The 17,766-nt window shown below is 72.0% G+C and carries 16 protein-coding genes; 6 read left to right on the plus strand and 10 right to left on the minus strand.

Annotated elements, in window-relative coordinates; all coding sequences use genetic code 11:
* Positions 1-100 precede the first annotated feature (100 nt).
* From ACFV1J_RS09450 to ACFV1J_RS09465, 4 genes are all read left to right on the plus strand, one after another.
* A complete protein-coding gene (locus ACFV1J_RS09450) occupies positions 101-367 on the plus strand; it encodes a protealysin inhibitor emfourin (protein WP_385856688.1) in 267 nt (88 codons plus the stop codon).
* A 180-nt stretch (positions 368-547) separates the two neighbouring features.
* Positions 548-1,915: a GH1 family beta-glucosidase gene (locus ACFV1J_RS09455; protein WP_385856689.1), complete on the plus strand. Its 1,368-nt coding sequence runs from the start codon at positions 548-550 to the stop codon at positions 1,913-1,915.
* 149 nt (positions 1,916-2,064) lie between these two features.
* Positions 2,065-3,333 carry an MFS transporter gene (locus ACFV1J_RS09460; RefSeq protein ID WP_385856690.1) on the plus strand — a complete coding sequence of 423 codons (1,269 nt, stop codon included), beginning with the start codon at positions 2,065-2,067 and terminating at the stop codon, positions 3,331-3,333.
* Positions 3,334-3,839: 506 nt separating this feature from the next.
* Positions 3,840-4,319, plus strand: coding sequence for a nuclear transport factor 2 family protein (locus tag ACFV1J_RS09465; RefSeq protein ID WP_385856691.1), 480 nt, complete (start codon positions 3,840-3,842; stop codon positions 4,317-4,319).
* Positions 4,320-4,486: 167 nt separating this feature from the next.
* On the opposite strand, the gene era is transcribed toward ACFV1J_RS09465, so the two are convergent.
* From era to ACFV1J_RS09500, 7 genes are all read right to left on the minus strand, one after another.
* Positions 4,487-5,425, minus strand: a complete 939-nt coding sequence (gene era / locus ACFV1J_RS09470) for a GTPase Era (RefSeq protein WP_385856692.1) — start codon at positions 5,423-5,425, stop codon at positions 4,487-4,489.
* 54 nt (positions 5,426-5,479) lie between these two features.
* Positions 5,480-6,484: an aldo/keto reductase gene (locus tag ACFV1J_RS09475; protein WP_385856693.1), complete on the minus strand. Its 1,005-nt coding sequence runs from the start codon at positions 6,482-6,484 to the stop codon at positions 5,480-5,482.
* 209 nt (positions 6,485-6,693) lie between these two features.
* Positions 6,694-7,053 (minus strand): cytidine deaminase, encoded by a 360-nt coding sequence (locus ACFV1J_RS09480; protein ID WP_385856694.1) that lies wholly within the window; start codon positions 7,051-7,053, stop codon positions 6,694-6,696.
* A 301-nt stretch (positions 7,054-7,354) separates the two neighbouring features.
* Complete coding sequence (locus ACFV1J_RS09485) at positions 7,355-8,671, minus strand: hemolysin family protein (protein WP_385856695.1); 1,317 nt, start codon at positions 8,669-8,671, stop codon at positions 7,355-7,357.
* An 11-nt stretch (positions 8,672-8,682) separates the two neighbouring features.
* The gene (ybeY, locus tag ACFV1J_RS09490; protein WP_385856696.1) at positions 8,683-9,180 is read right to left on the minus strand and encodes an rRNA maturation RNase YbeY; all 498 of its coding nucleotides are present in this window, start codon (positions 9,178-9,180) and stop codon (positions 8,683-8,685) included.
* A 42-nt stretch (positions 9,181-9,222) separates the two neighbouring features.
* Positions 9,223-10,227 (minus strand): PhoH family protein, encoded by a 1,005-nt coding sequence (locus tag ACFV1J_RS09495; protein WP_385856697.1) that lies wholly within the window; start codon positions 10,225-10,227, stop codon positions 9,223-9,225.
* Positions 10,228-10,444: 217 nt separating this feature from the next.
* Complete coding sequence (locus ACFV1J_RS09500) at positions 10,445-11,608, minus strand: carbohydrate kinase family protein (protein ID WP_385856698.1); 1,164 nt, start codon at positions 11,606-11,608, stop codon at positions 10,445-10,447.
* 48 nt (positions 11,609-11,656) lie between these two features.
* Here ACFV1J_RS09500 and ACFV1J_RS09505 point away from each other — a divergent pair, with 48 nt between their 5' ends.
* Positions 11,657-12,994 (plus strand): 6-phospho-beta-glucosidase, encoded by a 1,338-nt coding sequence (locus tag ACFV1J_RS09505; protein ID WP_385856699.1) that lies wholly within the window; start codon positions 11,657-11,659, stop codon positions 12,992-12,994.
* 368 nt (positions 12,995-13,362) lie between these two features.
* Here ACFV1J_RS09505 and ACFV1J_RS09510 read toward each other — a convergent pair whose 3' ends face one another.
* From ACFV1J_RS09510 to ACFV1J_RS09520, 3 genes are all read right to left on the minus strand, one after another.
* Positions 13,363-13,992, minus strand: coding sequence for an MBL fold metallo-hydrolase (locus tag ACFV1J_RS09510; protein WP_385856700.1), 630 nt, complete (start codon positions 13,990-13,992; stop codon positions 13,363-13,365).
* Positions 13,992-15,077 carry an S-(hydroxymethyl)mycothiol dehydrogenase gene (locus tag ACFV1J_RS09515; RefSeq protein WP_385856701.1) on the minus strand — a complete coding sequence of 362 codons (1,086 nt, stop codon included), beginning with the start codon at positions 15,075-15,077 and terminating at the stop codon, positions 13,992-13,994. Before ACFV1J_RS09515 ends, ACFV1J_RS09510 begins: the two co-directional genes overlap by 1 nt.
* Positions 15,078-15,278: 201 nt before the next feature.
* Entirely contained in the window at positions 15,279-16,586 is a 1,308-nt protein-coding gene (locus ACFV1J_RS09520; protein ID WP_385856702.1) for an enolase C-terminal domain-like protein, read from the minus strand.
* 267 nt (positions 16,587-16,853) lie between these two features.
* On the opposite strand from ACFV1J_RS09520, the gene ACFV1J_RS09525 reads away from it, so the two are divergent.
* Positions 16,854-17,684, plus strand: coding sequence for an HAD family acid phosphatase (locus tag ACFV1J_RS09525; protein WP_385856703.1), 831 nt, complete (start codon positions 16,854-16,856; stop codon positions 17,682-17,684).
* The last annotated feature ends 82 nt before the right edge of the window (positions 17,685-17,766 follow it).

Below are 17,766 nucleotides of genomic sequence, written 5' to 3' on the forward strand. Positions count from 1 at the left end.
CCGCGACCAGCAGGCGCCCACCCCCCGCCCCCGGCTACCGTGGCCATATGGCCCCCCAAACGGGGAAGAAGTCCGTCGCAGGACGTCGGAGGAGCCCGTTATGCGCATTTACGTTCACCGCACCGGCGGCTTCGCGGCCATCGACCGCCGGGCCGAGATCGACACCGCGGGGCGCGACGACTCCGCCGAGTGGCAGTCGCTCGCCGAACGCGCCCTCGCCACCGCCCGCACCGAACCCCCCATCGGCGTCCCCGACGGCTACAGCTACCAGATCACCGTCGACGGCCGCACGGTGTACTGCTCCGATCCGCGCCTCACCGACGAGCAGCGGACCCTGATCACGAAGGTGATGAAGGAAGGCTCGTAAGCCGTCACGGGACGCTGGGGGGCGGGACAGCGAGGCGCCCCCGGCCTACCTGCCTACGTACCTGCCTGCCTGCCGACTCCCGTACGTGTCCTGCTGCCAACTCCCGTATGTGTCCGGCTGCCAACTCCCGTACGTGTCCCGCCCCTTGACACTGTTACCGCCGGTTACGAAGATCCCGGCATGACTGCCGTGCCGGAGTTCCCCACGCCCCTGCCACGCTTCCCCCAGGACTTCCTCTGGGGGGTGTCGACATCCGCCGCGCAGATCGAAGGCGCGGTGGCGGAAGGCGGGCGGGGCCCGTCGACATGGGACGTGTTCGCCGGGGAGCGCGGGCGGATCAAGGACGGATCGGACGCCCGGGTGGCCACCGACCACTACCACCGCTACCCGGAGGACGTGGAACTCCTCAAGGAACTCGGCGTCGGCGCCTACCGTTTTTCGGTGGCATGGCCGCGGGTGGTGCCGGACGGGCACGGGGCGGTGAATACGGCCGGACTGGATTTCTACGACCGGCTGGTCGACGCCTTGCTCGCGGCCGGCATCGCGCCGGTGCCGACGCTTTTCCATTGGGACACCCCGCAGATTCTGGAGGAGCGCGGGGGCTGGCTCGTACGGGAAACGGCGGAGTGGTTCGCCGCGTATGCGGATACCGTGGCGGCTCGGCTCGGGGACCGGGTGGAGCGGTGGATCACGATCAATGAACCGGCGGAACTGACGCTGCTGGGCTATGGGCTGGGGCAGCACGCGCCGGGGCGGGAATTGCTTTTCGGGGCTTTGCCCGCGGCCCATCACCAACTGCTGGGGCACGGTCTGGCGGTGCAGGCATTGCGGGCCCGGGGCGCCCGGTCCATCGGGATCGCCAATTCCCACGGGCCGACCTGGGCCGCGTCCGACGCGGAGGAGGACCGGACCGCGGCCGATCGCTACGACCTGCTGCTGAACCGGCTGTTCGCCGAGCCGATCCTGCTGGGCCGGTATCCGGACGAGGACCTGGCGCGGCTGCTGCCGGGCCCCATCGACGAAGACCTGAAGGTGATCTCGCAGCCACTGGACTGGTACGGGATCAATTACTACCAGCCGTCGCTGGTGGGACGACCGGCCGGCGAGGAAACCGAAGTCGGCGGCATAGGAATCCCCACGGGCCTGCCTTTCACGCCCCATGACATCGAGGGATATCCCCGGACCGATTTCGGGTGGGCGGTCGTTCCGGAAGGGCTGACCGAATTGCTGGTCGGCTTCCAGGAACGGTACGGAAAGCGGCTGCCGCCGATCGTCATCACTGAGAACGGCTGCTCGTACGAAGGCATCGAGGACGGCGCGCGGATCACCTATCTGGACGGACATCTGCGGGCCCTGCACGCCGCCATGACGGCGGGGGTGGACGTCCGGGGGTATTTCGTCTGGTCGCTGCTGGACAACTTCGAATGGGCGGAGGGATACGCCCGGCGGTTCGGGCTCGTACACGTCGATTACGCGACGCTGACGCGGACGCCGAAGTCCTCGTACCGCTGGTTCCGCGAGGTGCTCCGGGAGCAGGCGGCCGGGTGAGCCGGGCCACGGGGGCGGACGGCCGGGCGGACCGGACGGGGGCGGCAGGGGGGCACGGTCAGGTGGGCCGGGCGGACCGGACGGGGGCGGCAGAGGGGCACGGTCAGGTAAGCGGGGCCGGAGGAGCCGGCCGGTGGAGGAGGCCGGCCGTGCCGCAGCGCTCCGGGCGGCACCCCGCGGCGCCGGGCCCGCTGGCCGAGCCGTCCGCGCCGGTCGGGCCCGGGTGGACGACGGCCCTGGCGGTGGCCAACGGGGCGATCTGGGCGGGCTGGTACGGGCCGCTCCAGATACTGCTCGCCTGGCAGGCGGCGGAGGTGGCGGCGCCGGCGGCCGGGATGCCCAAGGAGTCCGTACTGGCCTGGGTGACCGGCCTGGGCGCCGCCGTCTCCCTGGTGGCCAATCCCCTCTTCGGCGCACTGTCGGACCGTACGACCTCCCGTTACGGGCGGCGAACCCCCTGGATCGCGGCGGGAGTTGCGGGCGGCGCCGCCGCGCTGGCGGCGCTGGCGGCAGCCCGTACGGTCGTGGCGATGGCGCTGGCGTGGGGTGCCGTACAGCTCACCCTCAACGCGGCGTTCGCGGCGATCACCGCGGCCGTACCGGACCGGGTGCCGCACCGGCAGCGGGGAGCGGTGGGCGGCTGGCTGGGCGCCGCGCAGATCCTGGGCGTGGTGGCCGGTACGGGACTGGCGACCGTGGCGGGCGGGCCGGCGGCGGGCTATCTGGCCTGCGCCGGGTTCGTGGTGCTGGGCACCCTGCCGTACGTGCTGGGGCACCGGGACGCGGTGCTGCCGGCCGAGCGGCGGCCGGAACTCTCCTGGCGGGCCCTGCTCACCGGCTTCTGGATCAGCCCGCGGCGCCATCCGGACCTGGGCTGGGCCTGGCTCACCCGGTTCCTGATCAACCTCGGCAACGCGCTGGCGCTGCTGTACCTGCTGTACTACCTGCGCGATGTGCTGCGGCGGCCGGACCCGGACGGCGGGGTGCTGGTGCTCACCGCCGTGAACGGGGTGACGCTGCTGACCACGGTCGTCGTCGGCGGGATCTGGTCGGACCGGGCCGGGCGGCGGCAGCCGTTCGTCCTGGGCGCCGGGGTGATCATGACGGTGGCCACCGCGCTGCTCGCCGTCTGGCAGACCTGGCCGGGCGCGCTGTGCGCCGCGGCGCTGCTCGGCATCGGATTCGGCGTCTTCACCTCCGTCGACCTCGCGCTGATGATGGACGTCCTGCCGGCCGCGTCCCACCGCGGAAAGGACCTCGGCCTCATCAACATCGCCAACTCCCTCCCCCAGGTAGCCGCCCCTGCCCTGGCCGCCCCCCTCGTCCACCTCGGCGGCTACCGCACGCTGTACGCGGTGGCAGCGGCCATCGGCCTACTGGGGGCACTGCTGGTGCGGCGCATTCGGGGGGTGGGGTGAGGCGGGGGGTGGCGTGAGTCGGCGGGTGAGGCTCAGGAGAACCGGGTGGGCGGGTAGGTGGGTGGACGGGTGAGGCTCAGCGGGCTCAGCGGGCTCAGCGGGCTCAGCGGGAGCGTGCGGGGGCGGGGCTGAGAATCCGGCAGGACGGGCGGACGGGCGGACGGGCGGACGGGCGGACGGGCGGCTGACGCTCAGCGGGATGCCGTGGTGCTCGGCCATGGCGCCCGCGTCGACCTCGAACCTCACAAATCCATCCAGCTCGTCGTCGGTCTTCACGTACCGTGCGGTGGCGTTGGTCTCCAAGTCGGGCGTCACCACCTGAACTTGGTGACTCTCGCCTCGCCCCAGCCCGAACTCCGATCCCCCATCCCCAATCCCCACGCACGAACTCCGGTCCCCAGGCATGACCCGATCCCCCGCCCGATCTCCGGCCCCAGGCCCGAACCCCGGTCCCTCACTCCCAAGAGCTCGTCCCACCTCCCCCTCACTGAACGGAGCCCACCGCCATGCCAGACACCCCCTCGGACGGCCTCGGCCCTCGCGACGTCCTGGCCCGCTACCACCGCGCCATCCTCGACAAGTCCGCGGACGATCTCGCCGCTCAGTGCGCGGCCGACGCCGTGCACGAGTTCCCGTTCCTCTTCCCCGGCATGCCCGAGCGCTACGAGGGCCGCGAAGAAGTCCTCGCGGGGTATAGCGCGGCCTGGGGCGCGAGCCCGGCCCAACCGCAAGAGATCCGCGATGTCGTCGTCCACCAGAGCAGCGACCCGGAAGTGATCACCGTCGAGCAGACCGTCGCCGGAGTTCTGACCACGACCGGCGAGACATTCAGCTTTCCCGGACTCTTGGTGCTCAGGGTCCGCAACGGCCGGATCGTGCACGTCCGCGACTACATGGACGGCCTCCGGGTCGCCCACACGATGAACCGACTGACCGCCGTGGTCACCACCCTCGGAGCCGGCCGAACCGGAGCGCCGACGCCTTGATCCCGCCTCGACAGCTCCCCTAAGGAGCGACCGAACGCATCCCGTAAGGGTCGCGAGCGCCCCCTCGGGGGCCCACAACGTGAAGGAATCGGGAGGTATTCCCAAGGAAGACAGCCAGCCTCACCCGCGGGGATTCCCCGCGGAGCCGGCCCCGCGTGAGGGGCGAACTAGAAGCCCAGCTTGCGGAGTTGCTTGGGGTCGCGTTGCCAGTCCTTGGCGACCTTGACGTGCAGGTCGAGGAAGACCGGCGTGCCGAGCAGTGCCTCGATGTGCTTGCGGGACTTGGTGCCGACCTCCTTCAGGCGCTTGCCCTTGGGGCCGATGATGATGCCCTTCTGGCTGGGGCGCTCGATGTAGACGTTGGCGTGCACGTCCAGGAGCGGCTTGTCGGCGGGGCGGTCCGCGCGCGGCAGCATCTCCTCGACGACGACGGCGATGGAGTGCGGCAGCTCGTCGCGGACGCCCTCCAGCGCGGCCTCACGGATCAGCTCGGCGACCATGACCTGCTCGGGCTCGTCGGTGAGGTCGCCCTCCGGGTAGAGTGCCGGGCCCTCGGGGAGCAGCGGGACGAGCAGATCGGCGAGCAGGGAGACCTGGGTGTCGCCCACGGCGGAGACCGGGATGATCTCGGCCCACTCGATGCCCAGTTCCTTGCCGAGCTGGTCGATGGCGATCAGCTGCGCGGCCAGCGACTTGGAGTCGACCAGGTCGGTCTTGGTGACGATGGCGACCTTGGGCGTCTTCTTGATCTCGGCCAGCTCACCGGCGATGTAGCGGTCGCCGGGGCCGATCTTCTGGTCCGCGGGCAGACAGAAGCCGATCACGTCGACCTCGGACCAGGTGGTGCGGACGATGTCGTTGAGCCGCTCGCCGAGCAGCGTGCGCGGCTTGTGCAGGCCGGGGGTGTCGACGAGGACCAGCTGGGCCTCGGGGCGGTGCACGATGCCGCGGACCGTGTGGCGGGTGGTCTGCGGGCGGTTGGAGGTGATGGCCACCTTCGTACCCACGAGAGCGTTCGTCAGGGTCGACTTGCCCGCGTTGGGGCGGCCGACGAAGCAGGCGAAGCCGGCCCGGTGGGCGGCGGAGGAGTCTGTACGAACGCTCATGGCGCCCATTCTCCCCGATCCCGGACGCGGCTCCGACCATCCGGGCCGCACGCTTCAGTCGACGACCGCCGCCGTGCCCTCGAAGCGGGTGCCCTTCAGCGCGGCGGCGATCCGGGCGAGGACGTCCGCGGGCAGGGTGATCCGGGCGGCGGCGAGGTTCTCCGCGATATGGGCCGGGGTGCGGCTGCCGGGGATCGGCACGACGTGCTCGTCCTGGTGCAGCAGCCAGGCGAGCGCCAGCTGGCCGGAGGAGATGCCGAGGTCCTCGGCGAGGTGCCGGACCGGCGCGAAGCGGTCCTGGTTGGCCTTGAGGTTGGCGGCCTCGAAGCGCGGCAGATGGCGGCGGAAGTCGTCCTCGGTGACCTGCTGGACGGTGCCGGTGAGGAATCCGCTGCCCAGCGGACTCCAGGCGACGATGCCCACGCCCAGCTCACGGGCGGTGGCCAGCAGCTCGGCGTCGATGGGCTGCCACATCGACCACTGGACCTGGACGGCGGCCACCGGGCGCACCGCGTGCGCACGGCGCAGCTGGTCGGCGGTCACGTTGGACAGGCCCAGGTGACGGACCAGACCGGCGTCGATCAGGTCGGCGACGGCCCCGACGGTGTCCTCGAACGGAACCTGCGGGTCCGGGTAGTGCGGGTAATACAGGTCGATGACGTCGGTCCGCAGATTGCGCAGTGACGCCTCGGCGTAGCCGCGTACGTGGCGGGGGTCGGCGTTCACGGCCAGTTCGCCGAAGCCGTAGTTGACCGGGAAGGGGTGCGGTTCGACGCCCTCGGGGAGGCGGAAGCCGAACTTCGTCGCGAGCACGACCTCGTCGCGGCGGCCGCGCAGCGCCCGGCCGATCAGCTGCTCGTTGTGGCCGTCGGGGCCGTAGCCGTCCGCGGTGTCGAGGAGGGTGGCGCCCTCGTCGAGGGCGGAGAGCAGGGCGGTGGTGCCGCGCTGCTCGTCGGTCTCACCGTAGACGCCGGGCGAGAGGACCATCGCGCCGAAGCCGATGGCGGAGCTGGTGAGGCCGCCCAGGGTGCGGGCGGGGAGGGCGGTTGCGGCGGACACGGCGGGCTCCTGGGGGCGCGGGCCGGCGGCGTGGCCGGCGACGGCTGCTGACACCCATGATCTTCGTCGCCCGGTTCGGACGCGTCCAAGGCTTGTGGTGATAACCGGTGGTTATGCCGGGCGGCGGGTGTCCTCGGCGGGGAGCCCACCCGGGCTACGGGCGGCCGTGGCCGAAAGCCCGCCCACGGCCCCCTGCCCCCTCCCCCGCTTTACGCCTCGCCCGCCTGGACGGTGCTGCGGAGGGTGCCGTCGAGGCCCGCGAGCAGGACCGGCGTCGCGGGGCCGCCGAGGTCCCGGACGGCCGCGCGGTCCGCGTCCGTGGCGCGCTCGGCGTCGGTCACCACGGCTGCCGCCTCCAGGGACGTGGCGCCGCTGGCGACGGCCATCGCGACGGCCGTCTGGAGGGCGCTGAGCTGCAGCGAGTCCAGGGCGACGGTGCCGGCGACATAGGTGCGGCCGGTCTCGTCGCGTACGGCGGCGCCCTCGGGCACGCCGTTACGGGCCCGCGCCGAGCGCGCGAGCGTGATGATCTTGCGGTCTTCGGGGTCCAGCGGTGCGGCTTCGGTCATACCGGCGAGCATATGCGCCGGCCCCGCGACGTGCGGAAGAAGGTGGCTGCCCCGGTCCCCCGTGGCCGGGGCAACCTGCGCGGCAAGATTTCTCAGGCGATTTCTTTCCCGCAGGGCGGCCGCCTTTCGGCGACCGCCCGAAGATCTTTCCATGGCGTGCCGGGCGGAATCCAGTCCCGCCGGAGATGGCTTTGAGAACATTTCCGGTGCACTGGAGATAAGTAGCAGCGGAGACCGGCGGAACCGAAAGCGAAAGGTCGGGGCATTCGCTTGTTTCGGCATTTCCCTGATTGCGCCGGGATTATGCGGAGAGCTCTCCGGCTTCCGTGGACCGCACCGGTTCGCAGAGCACCGTGACGATCTTGTTGCGGCGGCCGGCAGGGGATTCCGCGGTCAGCCGCAGCGCCTTCAGCTCGGGTTCGGCGGCCGTGCCGGAGAGATCGACCTCGGCCGTGGCGCCGGCGATCGGGACCCGGCCGAGCAGCTTGGCGAGCAGCCCGCCGACCGTTTCGACGTCCTCGTCGTCCAGCTCCGCCAGGCCGTAGAGCTCGCCGAGGTCGCCGATGTCGAGGCGGGCGGTGACGCGGTAGCGGCCGTCGCCGAGGTCCTCGACCGGCGGCAATTCCTGGTCGTATTCGTCGGTGATCTCGCCGACGATCTCTTCGAGGATGTCCTCGATGGTGACGATTCCGGCGGTGCCGCCGTATTCGTCGATGACCACCGCGACGTGATTGCGGTCCTGCTGCATTTCCCGCAGCAGATCACCGGCGTTCTTGGTGTCCGGCACGAAGACGGCGGGCCGCATGGCCGTGGAGACCAGCTCGGTCTCCGCGTCGCGGCTGATGTGGACCTTGCGGGCGAGGTCCTTCAGATAGACCACGCCCACGATGTCGTCCTCGTTCTCGCCGGTCACCGGGATGCGGGAGAAACCGGAGCGCAGGGCGAGGGTCAGCGCCTGCCGGATGGTCTTGAACCGCTCGACGGACACCAGGTCCGTGCGCGGCACCATCACCTCCCGGACCAGGGTGTCGCCGAGCTGGAAGACGGAGTGCACCATCCGGCGCTCCTCGTCCTCGATCAGCGACTCCTTCTCGGCGAGGTCGACCAGGGAACGCAGTTCGGCCTCGGACGCGAACGGGCCCTTGCGGAAGCCCTTGCCGGGGGTGAGGGCGTTGCCGATGAGGATCAGCAACTGCGGGATCGGGCCCATGACGCGGGCCAGCGGCAGCAGGACGTAGGCGGCCGCGGTGGCGGTGTTCAGCGGGTGCTGGCGGCCGATGGTCCGCGGCGAGACGCCGACCGCGACATAACTGACCAGCACCATCACGGCGATGGCGACGGTCAGCGCCTGCCAGGTCTCGTCGAACGAGCCCAGGCAGGCGTAGGTCACCAGGGCACCGGCGGCCATCTCGCAGCCGACCCGCACCAGCAGGGCGACGTTGAGGTAGCGGGTGGGGTCGGCGGCGACCTGGGCGAGCTTGGCGCTGCCGCGGCGGCCGGAACGGACCGCCTCCTCGGCGCGGAAGCTCGTCGTACGGGCCAGACCGGCCTCCGCGCAGGCGGCGAGCCAGGCGATCACGACGAGCAGGACCGCGACCGCGATCAGTTGGGTGGTCATCGCGGTGCCCGTCAGGTCACGGTGGGCGCCGGCGAGGGGCCGGTCAGCCCTCGCTCGGCGCGCCAGCCGTCGACGATCGCCGCCTGGAGGCCGAACATCTCGGCCTTCTCGTCGGGCTCCTCGTGGTCGTAACCGAGGAGGTGGAGGACGCCGTGCACGGTCAGCAGCTGGAGCTCCTCGTCCATGCTGTGCGCGGTCGGCGCCTCCTCGCCCTGCTTCTTGGCGACCTCCGGGCAGAGCACGATGTCACCGAGCAGGCCCTGCGGGGGCTCCTCGTCGTCCTTGGCCGGCGGGCGCAGCTCGTCCATCGGGAAGGACATGACATCGGTCGGTCCGGGCAGGTCCATCCACTGCAGATGGAGCTGCTCCATGGCCTCGGCGTCCACGACGATCACGGACAGCTCGGAGAGCGGGTGGATGCGCATCCGGCCGAGGGCGTAGCGGGCGACGTCGAGGATCGCCTGCTCGTCGACCTCCGTGCCGGATTCGTTGTTGACGTCGATGGACATGGGGCGTTGCGTCTCGCTTCTCGTTCGCGCGGTGCGTCCGGCTCACTGGCCGTTGCGGCTGTCGTACTTCTCGTAGGCGTCGACGATACGTCCGACGAGCTTGTGCCGGACCACGTCCTGGCTGGTGAGCAGGGAGAAGTGCACGTCGGCGACGCCGTCCAGGATCTCCCTGACCTGGCGCAGACCGCTCTTGGTGCCGCCGGGGAGGTCGATCTGGGTGACGTCTCCGGTGACGACGATCTTCGAGTCGAACCCGAGGCGGGTGAGGAACATCTTCATCTGCTCGGGGTTCGTGTTCTGCGCCTCGTCGAGGATGATGAACGCGTCGTTCAGCGTCCGGCCGCGCATGTACGCGAGCGGCGCGACCTCGATCGTGCCCGCGGCCATCAGGCGCGGGATGGAGTCGGGGTCGAGCATGTCGTGCAGCGCGTCGTAGAGCGGGCGCAGATACGGGTCGATCTTCTCGTAGAGGGTGCCGGGCAGGAAGCCCAGCCGCTCGCCGGCCTCGACCGCGGGGCGGGTCAGGATGATGCGGTTGACCTGCTTGGCCTGGAGCGCCTGCACGGCCTTCGCCATGGCCAGGTACGTCTTGCCGGTACCGGCCGGGCCGATGCCGAAGACGACGGTGTGCTTGTCGATGGCGTCGACGTAGCGCTTCTGGTTGAGGGTCTTGGGCCGGATCGTCCGCCCGCGGTTGGAGAGGATGTTCTGGGTGAGCACCTCGGCGGGCGTCTCGCTCACCGCGCCGCCGCCGTCCTCCGCCGCGCGCAGCATGGCGATCGAGCGTTCCACCGCGTCCTCCGTCATCGGTTGTCCGGTGCGGAGCACCAGCATCATCTCGTCGAACAGGCGCTGGACGAGGGCCACTTCCCGGGCGTCGCCGACCGCGCTGACTTCGTTGCCCCGGACGTGGATGTCGGTCGCCGGGAAGGCTTTTTCGATCACTCGCAGAAGCGAGTCTCCGGACCCCAGGACCGTCACCATCGGGTGCTTGGCCGGGACGGTGAACTGGGCGCTCGCCTGCGGTTCCATGGGTGTCTGCGTCATAGGGCGGCTCGGTGGCCTGCTCAACCCCCATCCTTTGCTCATGAAGACGTGCCGAGGAGGTGCCTGCCGGCACGGCCTCCTTGCGATACAAGAGTACGACGGGGCACCGACAGGCCCGAGAGTTTTTCCCGGCAGCCGGTGTGACCTGGGCTTTCGATGAGGACCGGCGGTCGGGGCGGATCCGCTTCCGTACCGCTTCGGGGCCCGGCGCGGCGGCTCAGGCCGGGCGGCGGAAGCCGATCGTGGGGACCGCGCGGGCCAGCGGCGCCGGGCGGTAGGCCGCGGGCAGCACCTCGTCGAGGAAGGCGTACTGCCGCCGCAGCGCGCCCGGGGCGCCCGCCTCGCACAGCCGCACCTGCTGCCACCAGGCGGCGATCTCCGCCCAGCCCGGCGCGGACAGCGACCCGCCGAATTCCTGCACGGACAGGGCGGCGCTCAGCCCGGCGAACGCCAGCCGGTCGGCCAGCGGCCAGTCGGCCAGGGTGCCGGTGACGAAGCCCGCGACGAAGACGTCGCCGGCGCCGGTCGGATCGAGCGCCTCCACCGCGATCGCGGGCACCTCGGCGGTCTCGCCGGTCCGCCCGTCCACCGCGTACGCGCCCTGGGAGCCCAGCGTGACGACGGCCAGCGGCACCCGGTCGGCCAGCTTCCGGGCGGCCGCGCGCGGGCAGGTCGTACGGGTGTAGCGCATCGCCTCCTCGGCGTTGGGCAGGAACGCCTCGCAGTGTTCGAGGTCGGCGAGGTCGGCGGGGTCCCAGCGGCCGCTGTCGTCCCAGCCGACGTCCGCGAAGATCCGGCTGCCGCGGCCGGCCGCGCACTCCAGCCAGGACTCCCGCCGACCGGGCACGAGCGAGGCGACACAGGCCCGGGACGGCGGCGGGCAGCCCGGTGCGTGCCGGCCGTCGAAGGTGAAGTCCGGGGGCGGCGCCTGATGGCCGTGCGACACCATCGTGCGCTCGCCCTCGTACGCCATGGAGACGGTGACCGGGGAGTGCCAGCCCGGGACCGTGCGTGACAGCGACAGGTCGATGCCCTCGCCCTGTTCGAGCGCCTCCCAGCAGTACTCGCCGTACTTGTCGTCGCCGAAGGCCGCGGCCAGGGAGGTGCGCAGCCCGAGCCGGGCCAGGGCGGTGGCCATGTTGGCGACGCCGCCGGGGCTGGAGCCCATACCGCGGGCCCAGGATTCGGTGCCGCGGACCGGTGCGGAGTCCAGGCCGGTGAAGATGATGTCGAGGAAGACCGTGCCGGTGAGGTAGACGTCGGTGCGCGGATCGCCGTCCGCCCGTACCTGGGCCAGCGGGTCGAGGCCCGGTGGCACCTCGGCCGGGCCGGCGGGCGGATGGACATCACGTCGGCTGCTCACCGTGCACGCCCCTCTCATATCAGCACGTGCCGCCAGTGTGCCTGATGCTGCGGTACGTTCCGCCCCATGAGGCTCACGATTCTCGGCGGTGGCGGCTTCCGGGTGCCGCTGGTCTACCGCGCGCTCCTGGCCGACCCGGCGGACTCGGTCTCCGAGGTGGTCCTGCACGACACCGACACCCGGCGGGTGTCGGTCATCGCCGACGTATTGACGCGGCTGGCCGAGGGGCACCCGGCGCCGGTGCCGGTCCGGGTCGCCCAGAGCCTGGACGAGGCGCTGGCCGGCGCGGACTTCGTGTTCTCGGCGATCCGGGTGGGCGGCACGGCCGGCCGGATACGCGACGAACGCATCCCGCTGGCCGAGGGCGTGCTGGGCCAGGAGACGGTGGGCGCGGGCGGGGTCCTCTACGGGCTGCGGACGATCCCGGTGGCGCTGCACATCGCCGAGCGGGTCGCCCAGCTCGCGCCGACGGCCTGGGTCATCAACTTCACCAATCCCGCGGGCATGGTGACCGAGGCGATGTCCCAGGTGCTCGGCGACCGCGTCATCGGGATCTGCGACTCCCCCGTCGGGCTGGTGCGCCGGGCCGCGCGGGCGGCGGGGCTGGCGCCGGCGGCCTTCGAGAGCGGCCGGGTCGGCTACGACTACGTCGGCCTCAACCACCTTGGCTGGCTGCGGTCGTTGACGTTCGAGGGCAGCGAACTGCTGCCGCGCCTGCTGGGCGACGAGGCCGCGCTGTCCTCCTTCGAGGAGGGCCGGCTGTTCGGCGCGGAATGGCTGCAGACCCTGGGGGCGCTCCCGAACGAGTACCTGCACTACTACTACTTCCGCCGCGAGACCCTCGATTCCCTCCGGGACACCCGGGAGACCCGCGGCGAGTTCCTCGACCAGCAGCAGGGCGGCTTCTTCGAGCGGGCCGCGGCGGCCGGCGGCCCGGACGCGGTGTACGCGCTGTGGGAGCGGACCCGGCTGGAGCGCGAGGAGACGTACATGGCGCACAGCCGGGAGGCCACCGGCGGCTGGCAGCGCGACAGCCACGACCTGGAGGGCGGCGGCTACGACCGGGTGGCGCTGGCGCTGATGCACGCCATCGTGCGCGACAGCGGCACCCGGCTGATCCTGAACGTCCGCAACGGCACGACGGTGCCGCAGCTGGCGCCGGACGCGATCGTGGAGACGGTGTGCGAGGTGACCGCGCACGGCGCCCGGCCGCTGCCCTGCGCACCGCTGCGCGAGGACCAGTTGGGGCTGATGCTCCAGGTCAAGGCGGTCGAGCGGGCGGCGGTGGTGGCCGCCACCCGCAAGGACCGCGGCGCGGCCCTACGGGCCCTGGCACTGCACCCCCTGGTGGACTCCCCCGCGGTGGCCGCCCGCATCCTGGAACGGGCGGCCAAGGAGGACTGAGCACCCGGGACGAGGGCTGAGTACCTGGAACACCGCCTCGCCCGGCCGGGTCCCGGAGTACCCCTCGCCCGGCCGGGTCCCGGAGTACCCGTCACCCCGCCGCGTCTCGGAATACCCCTCGCCCCCGCCGCGTTGTGGCCCCGCAGGGGGCGCTGGTGACCCCTACGGGATCTGTTCGCCCCCGCCCTACGGGATCCGTACGCCGCCCCACTCCGCCCCGGGCCGCCCCAAGCCACCCCGCCCGCGCCCCGCTGGCCGCCGCGGCCGACCGCCCTCCGTGGCCGGCAGCCCCCGTGGCCGGCAGCCCGCCGCCCCCGTGGCCGGCCGGCTCAGCGGCCGGCCGGCCGCCGCCTCAGCACCGTTCGCCCTCAGTGGCCCCGCTTGAGCCACTCGTCCAGGTGGGGCGCCTCCTCGCCGATCGTCGTGGGGTCGCCGTGGCCGGTGCGTACGACCGTCTCCGGTGGCAGGGTCAGCAGCCGGTCCCGGATCGAGGCGACGATCGTCGGGAAGTCCGAGAAGGACCGGCCGGTGGCGCCGGGGCCGCCCTGGAAGAGGGTGTCGCCGCTGAAGACGGTGCGCAGGTCGGGGGCGTACAGGCAGACCGCGCCGGGCGCGTGACCGGGGGTGTGCAGCACGGTCAGGTCCGTACCGGCGATGGTCAGGACCTGCCCGTCGGCCAGGTCCGCGTCCGGGACCGTCCCGGGGTGGGTCATCTTCCACAGCGGCAGGTCGGCCGGGTGCAGATGGATCCGGGCGCCGGTACGGGCGGCCAGCGCGGGGGCGGCGTCGATGTGGTCGTTGTGCGCGTGGGTGCAGATGATCGCGCGCAGCGTCCGGCCGGCCAGCGCCTCGAAGATGGCGTCGGCGTCGTGCGCGGCGTCGATGACGATCGCCTCGTCGTCGTTCCCGACGATCCACACGTTGTTGTCGACGTCCCAGGTGCCGCCGTCGAGCGAGAACGTCCCCGAGGTCACGAGGTGGTCGATCCGCGCCGCCATCAGAGCGTCACCACCGAACGCAGCACGTCGCCCGCGTGCATCCGGTCGAAGGCCCGCTCGACGTCGTCGATGCCGATGGTCTCGGTGACGAACGCGGAGAGGTCGATCCGGCCCTGCTGGTGCAGGTCGATCAGCATCGGGAAGTCGCGGGACGGCAGACAGTCGCCGTACCAGGAGGACTTGAGCGCGCCGCCGCGGCCGAAGACGTCCAGCAGGGGCAGTTCCAGGGTCATGTCCGGGGTGGGCACGCCCACCAGGACGACCGTGCCGGCCAGATCGCGGGCGTAGAAGGCCTGTTGGTACGTCTCGGGGCGGCCGACCGCCTCGATGACGACGTCCGCGCCGAAGCCGCCGGTCAGTTCGCGGATCGCCTCGACGGGGTCGGTGGTACGGGAGTTGACGGTGTGGGTGGCGCCCATGGTGCGCGCGAGGTCCAGCTTGCGGTCGTCGACGTCGACGGCGATGATCCGGGCCGCGCCGGCCAGCCGGGCGCCGACCACGGCCGCGTCGCCGACCCCGCCGCAGCCGATGACCGCGACCGAGTCACCGCGGGTGACCCCGCCGGTGTTGATGGCGGCGCCGATGCCGGCCATCACCCCGCAGCCCAGCAGCCCGGCCACCGCCGGCGACACCTCGGGGTCGACCTTGGTGCACTGCCCGGCCGCGACCAGCGTCTTGTCGGCGAAGGCGCCGATGCCGAGCGCCGGGGTCAGCTCCGTACCGTCCTTCAGCGTCATCTTCTGGCTGGCGTTGTGGGTGTCGAAACAGTACTGGGGGCGGCCGCGCAGACAGGCCCGGCACTGGCCGCACACCGCACGCCAGTTGAGGATGACGAAGTCCCCCGGCGCGACGTCGGTGACCCCGGCGCCGACCGACTCCACGACCCCGGACGCCTCGTGGCCGAGCAGGAACGGGAACTCGTCGGTGATGCCGCCCTGCTTGTAGTGCAGATCGGTGTGGCACACCCCGCACGCCTGGACCTTCACCACGGCCTCGCCGGGACCCGGGTCCGGCACCAGGATCGTCTCCAGCCGGACCGGTTCGTTCTTCCCCGGCGCGATCACGCCGCGCACTTCCTGTGCCATCGGAACAGCCCCTTTCAAAGATCACTACGGGACCACTGTGGCGCGCTGCCACTGAGCCGTGCCTCACGCTACGCGTGCCGGGCGACCGCGCACAGGACCACGGCCGGGTTCATGATCCACGGCGGACGGGACCGCGTCCGGCACCCGTACGCACCGCCCACGTACGGCCCGCGTCCGCCTCCGCCCCACCGGCCCGCACGGTCACCAGCGCGGTACGGCCGGAACGACCCAGTCCGGTTCCGCGTGGCGCATCGCGGCGGCGTCGTCGCGGTCCCGCAGGCCGCCGTCGTCGGCCAGCCAGCGGTGGTGCAGCGCGGCGAGCCGGTCCGGGTCGAGGGTGACGCCGAGGCCGGGGGCGTCGCCGACGGCCACCGTGCCGTCGCGGATCGCGAGCCGCTCGGTGAGGACGTCCTCGGTCTGCCAGGGGTAGTGGGTGTCGCAGGCGTGGTGGAGGTTCGGCACGGTCGCCGCCACCTGGGTCATCGCGGCCAGGCTGATGCCCAGGTGGGTGTTGGAGTGCATGGACAGCCCGACGCCGAAGGTGCGGCAGACGGCGGCCAGTTCGCGGGTGGCGCGCAGCCCGCCCCAGTAGTGGTGGTCGCAGAGCACCACCTGGACGGCGTGGCGGCGGAATGCCTCGGGGATCTCGTCGAAGGTGGTCACGCACATGTTGGTGGCCAGCGGTACGCGGGTGCCGGCCGCGACCTCCGCCATCCGCGCGGTCCCGCCGGCCGGGTCCTCCAGGTACTCCAGCACGTCCGCCAGTTCCTCCGCGACCCTCAGCGAAGTGGCCACGCTCCAGGCGCCGTTGGGGTCGAGCCGCAGCGGCCGCCCGGGGAACGCGGCGGCCAGCGCGCGGACCGCGGCGACCTCCCGCGCGGGTTCGAAGACGCCGCCCTTGAGCTTGAAGGACGTGCAGCCGTAGGTGTCGGCGAACCGGCGGGCCTGGGCCACCACCCCGGCCGGGTCGAGCGCCGCGCCCCAGTCGTCCGGCTCGCCGCGGCCGCCGGGGTGCTCGGCCCACCGGTAGAAGAGGTAGGCGCCGTACTCCACGCGGTCCCGGACCTTGCCGCCGAGCAGGGCGTGGACCGGCAGCCCGGCGGCCTTCCCCCAGGCGTCCAGGCAGGCGACCTCGAAGCCGGAGAGGACCGACAGCCGGAGCTTGCCGGCGGTCCGGGCGCCGCGCAGCCCGCCGGCGGCCACCGCGTCGGCGCCGGTGGCGGCCGGTGAGTCCCCGCACACCTCCGCGGCGAGCGCGGGCAGTCCGTTCAGATCCGTGACCCGTCGGCCGATCAGCGCCGCGGCCAGCGGCCGGGCCAGGTCGAGATAGACGGTGTCGCCGTAGGTCTCGCCGAGCCCGGTGACCCCGCCCTCGGTGATCAGCTCGATGATCAGCCGGGGGGTGTACGGCTGGTGCACGCCCTGGGTGTTGAGCAGCGGCGGGTCGGCCACCAGGATCGGGGTGAGCCGGACCTCGGCGATGGCGAGGGGGTGCGGGGCGTCGGTCATCCGGGGCTCCTACGGGGTACGGACCGGCCCGCGGCCGGGTCGGCGCGGTCGGCGGGGCGGGCGCCATGAGCACACCACATTCATACATATAAACGATGTCCACGCATGTAGGTGGAGGCTACGAAGGGCCCTTCGGGCCGTCAATACCCCGCCTCTTGCGGGAACTTCCCGCCAACGGTTGAATCTGCGCGCGTAGACCAAGGAATGAGGGGCCGTCAGCCCTTCGAGCCCTGGGACCCACCCCCCTTTCTCCAAGAGGAGCCGCGCATGCCCCGTCCCGACCGCTTCCGCTCCGGTCGCCTCCGCCCCGCCCTGTCGCGCCGCGCCCGCCTCGGTGCCGCGACGGTCGCCGCCCTCGTCGCCGGCACCGCCGTCTTCGGCATCGGCCAGGCCACCGCCGAGCACTCCGTCCCGCGGACCGACAAGGAGATCCCCAACCTCACGCAGGTCCAGGACAAGATCAAGGCGTACTACGGCGACACGGTCACGGCCGACGGCGAGCACTACGCGTCCCCGCACAGCAACTACGCCCGCCAGGTCCGCGGCATCGAGGCCAAGGCCCGCACCTACCTGGACAAGGCGCTCGACCGCCAGGCCCGGGCCGGCAAGAAGGCCAAGCCCGCCATCGTCCTCGACATGGACGACACCACGCTGCTCACGTACAACTACGAGCTCAAGGTCGGCTTCGCCTTCACCCCGCAGAGCCAGGACGCGTACCTGGAGCACACCGACATGGACCCGGTCTTCGGCATGAACCGGCTGGTCAACTGGGCCCGCGACAAGGGTGCCGAGGTCTTCTTCATCACCGGCCGCAAGGAGGCGCAGCGCGACTGGAGCGTGCGCAACCTGAAGAACGTCGGCTACGGCGTCCCGCTGGACCGGACGCACGTCTACCTGAAGGACAAGGAGCACCCGCCCGCCTACCTGCCCTGCGGCAGCACCTGCACGACCGTCGAGTACAAGTCGGGCACCCGCAAGCACATCGAGTCCCTGGGCTACGACATCGTCGCCAACTTCGGCGACCAGTACAGCGATCTGCAGGGCGGCTACGGCAACCGGACGTTCAAGATGCCGAACCCGATGTACTACCTGCCGTAACGACGGAGACCCGCCGCAACGACGAAGGCCCGCCGTAACGCCGGAGATCCACCGTTACGACGGACCCGGGGCCCGTGCCCGT

The sequence above is a fragment of the Streptomyces sp. NPDC059649 genome (assembly GCF_042734445.1).
Classification (GTDB): domain Bacteria; phylum Actinomycetota; class Actinomycetes; order Streptomycetales; family Streptomycetaceae; genus Streptomyces.